The organism is Vibrio sp. ED002 (genome assembly GCF_023277445.1).
GTDB classification, from domain to species: domain Bacteria; phylum Pseudomonadota; class Gammaproteobacteria; order Enterobacterales; family Vibrionaceae; genus Vibrio; species Vibrio jasicida.
Genome location: NZ_CP080238.1, coordinates 2,874,857 through 2,888,052, shown reverse-complemented (window position 1 = coordinate 2,888,052; position 13,196 = coordinate 2,874,857). Strand labels below are relative to the sequence as shown.

Genomic DNA, 13,196 nt, shown 5'->3' with positions numbered 1-13,196 from the left:
AGGTCTGGAATAAGTGGCGAGTCGGCGGGGACGCCTAGTTCGGGGTTGCGGGCAACCGGGACTCATTCCCTGAAAGGGAACATTTTTGAGCTTTAAAACGACAAAACCCAGTCCGAAGACTGGGTTTTTAAATAAGTGGCGGAGCGGACGGGACTCGAACCCGCGACCCCCGGCGTGACAGGCCGGTATTCTAACCAACTGAACTACCGCTCCGCACTGGTTAGACTCTTGAGTCTAAATAAGAACCTGGCGATGTCCTACTCTCACATGGGGAAACCCCACACTACCATCGGCGCTACTTTGTTTCACTTCTGAGTTCGGAATGGAATCAGGTGGGTCCAAAGCGCTATGGCCGCCAAGCAAAATTCTTTACGTTTTGTTTTAAGCTTTGATTTAAAGCGTAAAACAAACAGTAAATGGTGCTGATACCCAGAATCGAACTGGGGACCTCATCCTTACCAAGGATGCGCTCTACCGACTGAGCCATATCAGCACATTATCTGTGTCCATGAGGACTAAAAAAGCCCGCTTTTTCAAACGGGCTCTCTTAACTTTTGTCTTCACCTTCTTAAAAAGGCAAAAACTAAATTTAAAGCCTGGCGATGTCCTACTCTCACATGGGGAAACCCCACACTACCATCGGCGCTAATTCGTTTCACTTCTGAGTTCGGAATGGAAGTCAGGTGGGTCCAAATCGCTATGGTCGCCAAGCAAATTCTTTAATCTGGAAAGCTGTTTTAAGTTCTACTTACACATTCAATCGTTCTTGCATTGAGTCCATCAAAACCCCTTGGGTGTTGTATGGTTAAGCCTCACGGGCAATTAGTACAGGTTAGCTCAACGCCTCACAACGCTTACACACCCTGCCTATCAACGTTCTAGTCTCGAACAACCCTTTAGGATACTTAAAGTATCAGGGAAGACTCATCTCAGGGCTCGCTTCCCGCTTAGATGCTTTCAGCGGTTATCGATTCCGAACTTAGCTACCGGGCAATGCGTCTGGCGACACAACCCGAACACCAGAGGTTCGTCCACTCCTATCCTCTCGTACTAGGAGCAGCCCCCTTCAATCTTCCAACGCCCACGGCAGATAGGAATCGAACTGTCTCACGACGTTCTAAACCCAGCTCGCGTACCACTTTAAATGGCGAACAGCCATACCCTTGGAATCGACTTCAGCCCCAGGATGTGATGAGCCGACATCGAGGTGCCAAACACCGCCGTCGATATGAACTCTTGGGCGGTATCAGCCTGTTATCCCCGGAGTACCTTTTATCCGTTGAGCGATACTCTTCCATACAGAACCACCGGATCACTATGACCTGCTTTCGCACCTGCTCGAATTGTCATTCTCGCAGTCAAGCGGGCTTATGCCATTGCACTAACCTCACGATGTCCAACCGTGATTAGCCCACCTTCGTGCTCCTCCGTTACTCTTTGGGAGGAGACCGCCCCAGTCAAACTACCCACCAGGCACTGTCCGCAACCCCGATAAGGGGTCGACGTTAGAACATCAACACTACAAGGGTGGTATTTCAAGGACGGCTCCACGCAATCTAGCGACTGCGCTTCAAAGCCTCCCACCTATCCTACACATGTAGGGTCAATGTTCAGTGCCAAGCTGTAGTAAAGGTTCACGGGGTCTTTCCGTCTAGCCGCGGGTACACTGCATCTTCACAGCGATTTCAATTTCACTGAGTCTCGGGTGGAGACAGCGTGGCCATCATTACGCCATTCGTGCAGGTCGGAACTTACCCGACAAGGAATTTCGCTACCTTAGGATCGTTATAGTTACGGCCGCCGTTTACCGGGGCTTCGATCAAGAGCTTCGACCGAAGTCTAACCCCATCAATTAACCTTCCGGCACCGGGCAGGCGTCACACCGTATACGTCATCTTACGATTTTGCACAGTGCTGTGTTTTTAATAAACAGTTGCAGCCACCTGGTATCTGCGACTCTCGTCAGCTCCATCCGCAAGGGACTTCACCATCAAGAGCGTACCTTCTCCCGAAGTTACGGTACCATTTTGCCTAGTTCCTTCACCCGAGTTCTCTCAAGCGCCTTGGTATTCTCTACCCGACCACCTGTGTCGGTTTGGGGTACGATTCCTTACAATCTGAAGCTTAGAGGCTTTTCCTGGAAGCATGGCATCAATGACTTCACTACCGTAGTAGCTCGACGTCGTGTCTCAGCCTTAAGAAGAGCCGGATTTACCTAACTCTTCAGCCTACGCACTTGAACCTGGACAACCGTCGCCAGTACCCACCTAGCCTTCTCCGTCCCCCCATCGCAATTGTAAGAAGTACGGGAATATTAACCCGTTTCCCATCGACTACGCCTTTCGGCCTCGCCTTAGGGGTCGACTTACCCTGCCCCGATTAACGTTGGACAGGAACCCTTGGTCTTCCGGCGAGGAGGTTTTTCACCCCTTTATCGTTACTCATGTCAGCATTCGCACTTCTGATACCTCCAGCATGCTTTACAACACACCTTCAACGGCTTACAGAACGCTCCCCTACCCAATGAAGTAAAACTTCATTGCCGCAGCTTCGGTTTATTACTTAGCCCCGTTACATCTTCCGCGCAGGCCGACTCGACCAGTGAGCTATTACGCTTTCTTTAAATGATGGCTGCTTCTAAGCCAACATCCTGGCTGTCTGAGCCTTCCCACATCGTTTCCCACTTAGTAATAATTTGGAATCTTAGCTGGCGGTCTGGGTTGTTTCCCTCTCCACGACGGACGTTAGCACCCGCCGTGTGTCTCCCGGATAGTACTTACTGGTATTCGGAGTTTGCAAAGGGTTGGTAAGTCGGGATGACCCCTAGCCTTAACAGTGCTCTACCCCCAGTAGTATTCGTCCGAGGCGCTACCTAAATAGCTTTCGGGGAGAACCAGCTATCTCCAGGTTTGATTGGCCTTTCACCCCTAGCCACAAGTCATCCGCTAATTTTTCAACATTAGTCGGTTCGTATCCTCCAATTGATGTTACTCAATCTTCAACCTGCCCATGGCTAGATCACCTGGTTTCGGGTCTATATCCAGCGACTAAGTCGCGCAGTTAACACTCGCTTTCGCTACGGCTCCCCAGATGGTTAACCTTGCCACTGAATATAAGTCGCTGACCCATTATACAAAGGTACGCAGTCACACCACGAAGGTGCTCCTACTGCTTGTACGTACACGGTTTCAGGTTCTATTTCACTCCCCTCACAGGGGTTCTTTTCGCCTTTCCCTCACGGTACTGGTTCACTATCGGTCAGTCAGTAGTATTTAGCCTTGGAGGATGCTCCCCCATATTCAGACAGGATATCACGTGTCCCGCCCTACTCGATTTCACTGAATGTGCGTTGTCAACTACGGGGCTATCACCCTTTATTGCCGGACTTTCCAGACCGTTCGTCTAACGCATATAAAGCTTAAGGGCTAGTCCAATTTCGCTCGCCGCTACTTTCGGAATCTCGGTTGATTTCTTTTCCTCGGGGTACTTAGATGTTTCAGTTCCCCGGTTCGCCTCGCTGCGCTATGTATTCACGCAGCGATACTAGCTTATGCTAGTGGGTTTCCCCATTCGGAAATCCCAGACTCAAGTGGTTTTTACTACCTAATCTGGGCTTATCGCAAGTTAATACGTCCTTCATCGCCTCTGACTGCCAAGGCATCCACCGTGTACGCTTAGTCACTTAACCATACAACCCGAAGGAGTTTCGAGTTGATGTTCAAATCACCAAAGTTGTCTCTCATTATTTGAATGAGCGAGAGACATTTCGATTTTGCCGGACTCAATTTCGAATAATCACTGTAAAAGTGATATTCCCAAGAACACTTGAATGTGTTTTTTGGTGTTTGTCATAAAGACAAACATTGAGAACTTTACAAACAATCTTAAAGATTGTTTTGTCAGCTTTCCAAATTGTTAAAGAGCTAGATTTTCTGATGAAAACCATTTTTAAAGATTCTTTTTCAAGAACACTTAAAGATGGTGGAGCTATGCGGGATCGAACCGCAGACCTCCTGCGTGCAAGGCAGGCGCTCTCCCAGCTGAGCTATAGCCCCATCAAGGTGTCGATACTGCATACCAATGTCAAAAGAAATTGGTGGGTCTGAGTGGACTCGAACCACCGACCTCTCGCTTATCAGGCGAACGCTCTAACCACCTGAGCTACAGACCCAGTATCGTCTCTTACTTATAAACCGTATCAATCTGTGTGGACACTCATCGTGAGTAATCATCGTATAAGGAGGTGATCCAGCGCCAGGTTCCCCTAGCGCTACCTTGTTACGACTTCACCCCAGTCATGAACCACAAAGTGGTAAGCGTCCTCCCGAAGGTTAAACTACCTACTTCTTTTGCAGCCCACTCCCATGGTGTGACGGGCGGTGTGTACAGGCACCGGGAACGTATTCACCGTGGCATTCTGATCCACGATTACTAGCGATTCCGACTTCATGGAGTCGAGTTGCAGACTCCAATCCGGACTACGACGCACTTTTTGGGATTCGCTCACTATCGCTAGCTTGCTGCCCTCTGTATGCGCCATTGTAGCACGTGTGTAGCCCTACTCGTAAGGCCATGATGACTTGACGTCGTCCCCACCTTCCTCCGGTTTATCACCGGCAGTCTCCCTGGAGTTCCCGACATTACTCGCTGGCAAACAAGGATAAGGGTTGCGCTCGTTGCGGGACTTAACCCAACATTTCACAACACGAGCTGACGACAGCCATGCAGCACCTGTCTCAGAGTTCCCGAAGGCACCAATTCATCTCTGAAAAGTTCTCTGGATGTCAAGAGTAGGTAAGGTTCTTCGCGTTGCATCGAATTAAACCACATGCTCCACCGCTTGTGCGGGCCCCCGTCAATTCATTTGAGTTTTAATCTTGCGACCGTACTCCCCAGGCGGTCTACTTAACGCGTTAGCTCCGAAAGCCACGGCTCAAGGCCACAACCTCCAAGTAGACATCGTTTACGGCGTGGACTACCAGGGTATCTAATCCTGTTTGCTCCCCACGCTTTCGCATCTGAGTGTCAGTATCTGTCCAGGGGGCCGCCTTCGCCACCGGTATTCCTTCAGATCTCTACGCATTTCACCGCTACACCTGAAATTCTACCCCCCTCTACAGTACTCTAGTCTGCCAGTTTCAAATGCTATTCCGAGGTTGAGCCCCGGGCTTTCACATCTGACTTAACAAACCACCTGCATGCGCTTTACGCCCAGTAATTCCGATTAACGCTCGCACCCTCCGTATTACCGCGGCTGCTGGCACGGAGTTAGCCGGTGCTTCTTCTGTCGCTAACGTCAAATAATGCAGCTATTAACTACACTACCTTCCTCACGACTGAAAGTGCTTTACAACCCGAAGGCCTTCTTCACACACGCGGCATGGCTGCATCAGGCTTGCGCCCATTGTGCAATATTCCCCACTGCTGCCTCCCGTAGGAGTCTGGACCGTGTCTCAGTTCCAGTGTGGCTGATCATCCTCTCAGACCAGCTAGGGATCGTCGCCTTGGTGAGCCATTACCTCACCAACTAGCTAATCCCACCTAGGCATATCCTGACGCGAGAGGCCCGAAGGTCCCTCTCTTGACTCGTAGGCATCATGCGGTATTAGCCATCGTTTCCAATGGTTATCCCCCACATCAGGGCAATTTCCTAGGCATTACTCACCCGTCCGCCGCTCGACGCCGTTATCGTTCCCCGAAGGTTCAGATAACTCGTTTCCGCTCGACTTGCATGTGTTAGGCCTGCCGCCAGCGTTCAATCTGAGCCATGATCAAACTCTTCAATTTAAGATTTTGTTCGGCTCAACGAATACTGACTTCAAAACTCATCCTTACTCAAAAGTAAGAAGTAATTTTAAAGCTATTATCATTCCAACAGAATGATAATGAATTGACTGTGCCAAGTCCGAAGACTTGATTGGTCACTCAGTTCATTGAAACCTAATTTGAAACCGCTCTTTATTAAGAGAAATTTCTAATTGGATTATCATCAACGAGTGCCCACACAGATTGATAGGTCTATATTGTTAAAGAGCTTGCTTTGCGAGAAGTTTTTCTCTCAAAGCGGAGGTGAATTCTAGCGAGATAATTGAGAGTGTCAAACACTTTTTTCAATTTATTTTCTCAGAAGTTTTTACCTCCTCGACTCTGCTGAAGCCTTGTGGCGTCTGCCGTGTCGATGGATGCGCATTATAGGGAGAAGATTTTCTTTGGCAAGACTAAAAATGCATTTTTTCTAAAAAAACATGCCAAGTGGATACTTTCCATCCAACCAGAAAAATACCCATAAATAACACCCAAGATTTCTACAGATTACCCACAAAAGCCTGTGGATAACTACTCATCACTGTCAAAGAAATAAGAAATCCGAGATCTTGGATTTAGGTACTCCCTAATTTTTTCGGGCAGTTTGGATGGATGAATCGCGTTTACGATTTTTAAGTCTTTTGATGCAAGGTCAATAATCGGCGCTTGTGTACGCGGAACTGAAGGGTCATAAACTAAGACATTAGGAAACAACAAGTGTGACGCATTTACTGAGATCACCAACCCCACCATATTATTGGAAAGTTGTACTACCGTTCCCGGTGGAAAAACGCCCATAAACTTGATCAAGATATTAAGGTTTCCTTCTTTATATAGATGTTTGCAATTCTTATATAAATGAGAGAGCGCGGTATAAGGTATCTTTTGTTCGGAAGGGACTGGCGTATGGCACAAATTATCAAAAGCATTCGCCACAATGATCACTTGAGCCAACTCATCGATACCATCCCCTTTTAACCCTTTAGGATAACCCGAGCCATCTCTCATCTCATGATGTTGGGCTATGACTCTTTTCGCGCTTTCAGGAAAGTCATCAATTTGATTCGCCATATCCAAGCCGTACTTGGTGTGCAACTTAAGATAGTTACTTTCTGGTTCAGTGAGCGGCACCTGTTTACGTAAAATAGCCGTTGGGATTTTAATTTTGCCCATATCATGAAAGAGCGCTGCAAAAGAGAGCGCTTTAAGCTGCTCTGCGGAGTATCCTTTTGCACGTCCAATCATCATAGCAATGACAGCAACGTTCAACGAATGGAAGTAGATATCTTCAAATTCATTTTTGCCATTCATTAAATGTAATGTGACATTATCATCGCACATCAACTTCTCAACGATATCGTCAATCAATTGTTTGGCTTCATCAACAGCAGCGGTGGGACGATTACGTATTTTCGTCATCACAGAGCGCATACGGGCGAGGGAACGCTCGAACTCTTTCTCACATTGAATGACTCGACGGCGATAAGCGCTAAGCTTTTCGATGCGCTTTTGCTTCTCTTGCCATAGCTTCTGAGCTTCCAGTTCTAAAGTGTCGTCCTTCTTTACTTCTACTTGCGGCTGATTCGCTGGTAGAGGCGATACTTCGCTCTGTTCTGAGTTAAAATAAACAAACTTAACTCCAAGGTGTCGGATCATCTCAACTTGTTCTTGGTCTTTGATTTTGAAGCTATTTAATAGGAAGGGGTGCTCGTTCCACTTGAGTGGGAGACGGATATGTAAGCCGGGCTGAATACGATCCACTGTAAGTTTAATTGTTGCCACTTTTCCACTACTGACTTAGTTCTTCTTGATAAGTCTTTAATAGTAGTGGATTTTGTAAATGAATTCATCAATAAGGCCGATGTATAAAGCGTCGATGTGCTCACCATCAATAGACAATAACGAGTAGGTTATAGGCCACTCAACCTTTAGCACTTACCATAAAGACCTATCGGCCTTACGTATTTTCAGTTGAGCTTCAAAGATAGGCTTGCTTTCTATTTGTTGATCTTTGACTAGCCCTATAAGAGTTTGCACTGCCACTCTCGCCATGTCACTAATTGGGAAATGAACCGCAGATACCGTAGGGTAGAGACTTTCACATAGGTCGACACTATCAAAGCTTACTAACGAAATTTGTTCTGGGACAGATATCTTATGTTCATGCAGAAATTGCATTGCCCCAACCGTCATCTCCTCACTACAAGAAAAAAGCGCGGTTATTTCAGGATGCCGTCTATATATAGAAGCCATTGCATCATAACCACTTTGACGGCCGTAGTTACCTTCTTCACACCAGCTTTCATCAATTTCGATGCCCGCACTCTTAATTGCATCTACATAACCTAACTTTCTAAGTAAGCTATTATGACGCTGTGAAGGGCCGGTAATACAAGCAATGTGCCTGTGCCCCCCCGAGATAAGGTGCTCTACCGCTATTCGACTCGCATCATGATGATTGAACGTGACACACCGCTCTTCAATACCTTCTACATAACGATCAAGTAATACAAACGGCGTTGGTAACTTTGCTAGTTCACGCAACTCATCATCAGACAAATAACGGCTGTGAAGCACATAACCATCGCAGCGAAGATCATTAAAACGCTCAATAGCCTCTCGCTCTCCTTCTGCGGAATGGTGACCTTGTGCGGTAATCAAAAACTTCTTATGGATGTCCAGTTCCGTTTGAACTTGCTCCATCATCTCCCCGAAAAATCCACCGGTGTAGTACGTCACCAATAAACCAACCATGTTACTTGATGAAGTCGCTAGGGAGCGGGCAATCGCACTTGGGCGATAATTTAATTGCGCCATGGCCGCTTCGACTTTTTTTCTTGTCTCTTCACGGAACTTGCCTTCGCCATTAATAATGCGAGAAACGGTGGAACGGTTTACTCCAGCGAGTTCTGCGACATCTTTTATCCTTGCCATATTGCTATTTAATCCAACTGCATGTTTTATTCGAAGAGATAACCTAGATAAAGCGGCCACCAGCAAGTCGTAAGGTGATAATAGGGTTCGACGCCGGCGGCCTAAATCATACACTGGCAACTTTGTGAGAAGAAATAAGCTCAGAGTAATCCGTGACTGCGATACCATGTTGAACAAGTTCTTGCTTAAGTATCGGGGAGGTCAGAACCTGCAGCTCTAATTCTCGTTGCAGCGCGTAACCGCTGCTAAGTATTAGAGGTTGATCGGCCTCTGCGGGATGACACATCACTTCGACAATATCGTACTGAAACTTTAATCTGAGCAAGCCCCTTAGCAACCCATCGAGACTTACACCTTGATCATAAAATTCATCAGTAAAGAAATATCGAACAGGATTCCTGACATGGCATAACCCACTTCCGCGTAAAGGTACACGATATTTTGTAGCAAGTTCTCTTATAACAGGGAGCAATTGAGGGTGAGTGTGCGCATGGTGATGGCTATCTAGATGACTCAATGATAAGCCTAAAGCAAGAAAGTGCTCTATTTGGCTTTGCGCTTCTTCATACACAGCCTTTAAATCGAAATCTTGTTTTTTCCATAACTCGGCATAACTAACAAAGTGCTCCTTACCATTGGTAAGATTAGGGTGCCCCGTAATTGGAGCACCAGCGGTAAAACGAAGGTGTATACCAATTTTCAAGTTAGAATTTTGTTTCGCCAATTCGACGGCATGCTTCTCGGCCCCCATTCCTACCATCATGGTGGTCGACCGAACCACACCTTGCTGGTGTGCTTTGATGATTCCGTTATTCACTCCGGGCGTTAAGCCAAAGTCATCAGCGTTAAAAATCACTTTCATTGGTGATATCCCTTTTTACAGCATTGTCAGTTTAAATTGAGGAAGGTAAGGTGCATTCACTTTCAATATGTCGTCCAAAATGGATTTCGCTCGCCCAATATCAGGCACTAACGGATTATTGGTCAACGCCATAAGTGCTTTGTCATAACTCCCTTCTACCGCAGCTTCAATCGCTAATTGTTCGTAAGCCTTAACTTGGTAAAGTAGTCCTTTTATGTTGGTCGAGAGCTCCCCTACTGCGAGCGGTTTTGCCCCCCAACTACCAATAACTGCACTACATTCAATCACAGCATTGTCAGGTAAACCGTTAATTGCGCCATTGTTTAGTACGTTCACCACATGAATACTATTGCGATTGTTATAAATCGAGTCCACTAGGTTCAATGATGCATCGGAATAGTAAGCTCCTCCCCGCTCTTCTAACTCTTTTGGTTTATGAGCCAAGTTAGGATCTTGATACAGCTTAAATAGTGCCGATTCGGTCTCCATAACTTGTTCAGCACGCGTGCCTTTTTCACCCGCGCTCTGTTTTTCTTCCGCTAGCATGGCATCTGTTTGATAGAAATAACGATGATAAGGACAAGGGATCGCCCCTAACGCTTTAAGAAATGCAGGATCCCATGGTTCCTCCCAAATATTCTTCATACTGAAGTTGGCACCATCTCCAACCTTCTCTAGTACTGTTTGAGTAATATCCTCTCCTCTAAGCCATGCTTTATGTACCCACACCAAGTGATTCAAACCTGCGAATTCCAGTTGCAGCTCTTTTGGTTCACAATCCATCATCTCGGCAATCATCATTTCCATCGAAACAGGCACATTACAAAGCCCAATACTCTTCACTTTGGTATATTTACTCACCGCTTCAGAGACTAAACCTGCTGGGTTAGTAAAATTTAACATCCAAGCATTTGGGGCTAATTCTTCAATATCTTTGCAAATATCGAGGATTACAGGAATGGTTCTCAATGCTTTGGCGAAACCACCCGGTCCTGTAGTTTCCTGACCGATAACATCATATTTAATAGGAATACGCTCGTCGTTCGCTCGCGCAGCTAAACCACCAACACGGAATTGCGTCATAACAAAGTCCGCACCTTTGATTGCTTCACGTCGATCAAAACCCGCTTTAATTTCAATGTCAGCACCAGCTTTATCGACCATACGTTGCGCTAAACCTGTGATGATCTCTAACTTCTCCGCCCCAGACTCAATATCAACAAAGTGCATCTTTTTAACAGGTAAGAACTCCAAACGTTTAATAACACCCTCAACAAGTTCAGGAGTGTAGCTACTGCCGCCACCTATAATAGCGAGCTTGATTGCATTTCTCGGCATCGTTGCTTCCTTACCTTTCAGAAATTTGCTTGTTCAATGCGACGATTTCTACCGCCATTTCCTGCGCTAAGATGGTCGTCATTAAATGATCTTGAGCATGCACCATAACCAAGGTCATTGGCACTTTGCCCTCTCCTTGATCCTCTTCAATCAATTGCGTTTGAATCAGGTGCGCTTTGTTAATGCACTCTTTCGCTTGAAAAAGCTTTTCTTCCGCTGCTGCAAAGTTTCTCTCTCTCGATAGGCGCAATGCCTCATAACTCAAACTTCTGGCTTCACCCGCGTTGCAGATAATTTCCATCACGACTAATTCTTGTTCCATGTCTTCTCTCCGAAAGGGAGGGCTATCGAATGACAGCCCAATCATCTTTATGCTGTTACGCCTTCACCGGATGGTTGTTCCGCGTCTTTTGTTTCTTTGCTTGTTGGAAGCTCTTGCTCTAATACTTGCTTTTCAAACATCTTGAAGAACGGCAAGTAGATAAACAGGTCAAGAATCAGTAGCCCTATCACGAGCAACACAGGTGAGAATGTCCAACCGCTACCCCATGATGCACCGATAATAGCTGGTGTAGTCCAAGGTGTTGTTGCTACCCCCATGCCAACAAAACCAAGGTGCACAGCAAAATACGCAATAGTGGCATTCAAGATAGGTGCGAATACGAATGGAATAAATAGAATAGGGTTCATCACCACAGGGCTACCAAAAATAACCGGTTCGTTAATTTGGAAGAAACCAGGCACTGCACTCATACGTCCAATACTTTTGAGGTGAGCTGAACGACTGAAGGACATAAGCATTACCAGCGCTAATGTTGCACCCGAACCACCAATAAAGATGTAGAAGTCCCAGAATGGCTGAGTGAATACATTTGGAATAGGTTGGCCAGCAACAAACGCGTCGATGTTAGCACTGATATTAGTAAGGAAGATGGGAGACAGAAGACCAACGACAATCGCCGCTCCATGGATGCCCGCAAACCACAATAACTGACAAACAAGCAAGGCGCCAATGATCGCTGGTAACGTATTTGAAGCACTGATCAATGGTTTGAACATTGCCATCACCGCATCAGGAATCAACATATCGTATTGCATTTGAACAAAAATACTCAGAGGGTAAAGTGTAACGAAAATCGCTAAGACGGGTAGCAATACCTCAAAGGATCGTGCAATAGCCGGAGGCACCTGCTCTGGCATGCGAATCGTAATGTTATGCTTTTTCATAAAGCGGTACAGCTCGACAGAAAAGAAAGCACTCATTACCGCAGTAAAAATCCCCGTTCCTCCCATATGATTCATTGCCAAAGCGCCGTCTTTAGCAGGAGCTGCAATTAATAAGAAACTCATAAGCGACAAAACAGCACTGGTTATCCCATCCATTTTGTACGCTTTCGCCAAGCTATAGGCGACCCCTAGCGAGACGAATATCGTCATGATTCCCATCGACATATTGAACGGCATCATAATGGTATCGAAATGCGTCGTCGCAAAGTCCAACCATATTTGACCTAGAGTAAACGAAGTCCCTTCTTCAAATGGTGGAAAAGCAAATATTAAGATAAAGCTACCTACAATAATAAACGGCATTGCCACGATAAATCCGTCTCTCATTGCTCTAACATGAGGTTGATTACCCACTTTTGCTGCAATTGGGGCTATATGCTTTTCGACTATTCCTATAATCGCATCATAAAGCTTCATAGAGTCCATCCTTATTTTTAGACAAAAGAACCCCGCATCAAATATCAATATTTGATGATTGTTCTTTTTATTTTAAACTATTGAATTAGTTAATAAGTTCTAATGCTTGCTTTAATACTTCTTCCCCTTTCATCATTCCATAAGCCTGTGGGGAAATTGCTTCTATATTTTTACCGTGCTCTTGAGCTGTTTTTCGCAACTCTTCTAATTGGAATCGAACTTGAGGTCCAAGCAAGCAAACATCGTACTCTTTGATTGCTTCATCAAACGCGTTCACAGACAACGCATCAATCTTACATGCAATACCTTGCTTTTCAGCAGCTTGCTCCATCTTTCTAACCAACATACTGGTCGACATCCCAGCGCTACAGCATAAAAGGATCTTTTTCATAGCCTTACTCCCGTTGTGTAATTTTCAACCTACAAAAACTGTAGCAAAAATAACCAACGCAAAAAAGCGCAACCGGTTGCATTGTTCGTGAACTAAATCTCACTTTAGAAAATACGCTCTATTTTTTATTAATTATTTAGGTCTAGGATAAAAGCCAACAGA

7 protein-coding genes, 4 tRNA genes and 4 rRNA genes are annotated in these 13,196 nt (G+C 45.8%); all 15 read right to left on the bottom strand.

The window, feature by feature from the left end; genetic code table 11:
• Nucleotides 1-136 precede the first annotated feature (136 nt).
• Nucleotides 137-213 (bottom strand) — tRNA-Asp (locus ITG12_RS13415).
• A 31-nt stretch (nt 214-244) separates the two neighbouring features.
• Nucleotides 245-360 (bottom strand): 5S ribosomal RNA (rrf, locus tag ITG12_RS13410).
• Nucleotides 361-417: 57 nt separating this feature from the next.
• Nucleotides 418-493, bottom strand: a tRNA-Thr gene (locus tag ITG12_RS13405).
• 101 nt (nt 494-594) lie between these two features.
• Nucleotides 595-711 (bottom strand): 5S ribosomal RNA (gene rrf / locus ITG12_RS13400).
• A 90-nt stretch (nt 712-801) separates the two neighbouring features.
• Nucleotides 802-3,688 (bottom strand): 23S ribosomal RNA (locus tag ITG12_RS13395).
• A gap of 291 nt (nt 3,689-3,979) precedes the next feature.
• Nucleotides 3,980-4,055 (bottom strand) — tRNA-Ala (locus ITG12_RS13390).
• Between the two features lie 39 nt (nt 4,056-4,094).
• Nucleotides 4,095-4,171, bottom strand: a tRNA-Ile gene (locus ITG12_RS13385).
• Nucleotides 4,172-4,236: 65 nt separating this feature from the next.
• A 16S ribosomal RNA gene (locus ITG12_RS13380) occupies nt 4,237-5,787 on the bottom strand.
• The 16S, 23S and 5S rRNA genes sit together here with 4 tRNA genes alongside, the layout of an rRNA operon.
• 549 nt (nt 5,788-6,336) lie before the next feature.
• Complete coding sequence (locus ITG12_RS13375; protein ID WP_038879654.1) at nt 6,337-7,587, bottom strand: HD-GYP domain-containing protein; 1,251 nt, start codon at nt 7,585-7,587, stop codon at nt 6,337-6,339.
• Between the two features lie 153 nt (nt 7,588-7,740).
• Nucleotides 7,741-8,739, bottom strand: coding sequence for a LacI family DNA-binding transcriptional regulator (locus ITG12_RS13370; RefSeq protein ID WP_038879656.1), 999 nt, complete (start codon nt 8,737-8,739; stop codon nt 7,741-7,743).
• 106 nt (nt 8,740-8,845) lie between these two features.
• Nucleotides 8,846-9,601, bottom strand: coding sequence for a chitin disaccharide deacetylase (gene chbG / locus ITG12_RS13365; protein ID WP_038879658.1), 756 nt, complete (start codon nt 9,599-9,601; stop codon nt 8,846-8,848).
• 15 nt (nt 9,602-9,616) lie between these two features.
• On the bottom strand, nt 9,617-10,939 hold the full coding sequence (locus ITG12_RS13360; RefSeq protein WP_038879661.1) for a 6-phospho-beta-glucosidase: 1,323 nt from the start codon (nt 10,937-10,939) through the stop codon (nt 9,617-9,619).
• Nucleotides 10,940-10,949: 10 nt separating this feature from the next.
• Nucleotides 10,950-11,261: a PTS lactose/cellobiose transporter subunit IIA gene (locus tag ITG12_RS13355; protein WP_038864462.1), complete on the bottom strand. Its 312-nt coding sequence runs from the start codon at nt 11,259-11,261 to the stop codon at nt 10,950-10,952.
• Between the two features lie 47 nt (nt 11,262-11,308).
• Nucleotides 11,309-12,643, bottom strand: coding sequence for a PTS sugar transporter subunit IIC (locus ITG12_RS13350; protein ID WP_038864463.1), 1,335 nt, complete (start codon nt 12,641-12,643; stop codon nt 11,309-11,311).
• A gap of 85 nt (nt 12,644-12,728) precedes the next feature.
• Entirely contained in the window at nt 12,729-13,034 is a 306-nt protein-coding gene (locus ITG12_RS13345; RefSeq protein WP_081634993.1) for a PTS sugar transporter subunit IIB, read from the bottom strand.
• Nucleotides 13,035-13,196: the final 162 nt, after the last annotated feature.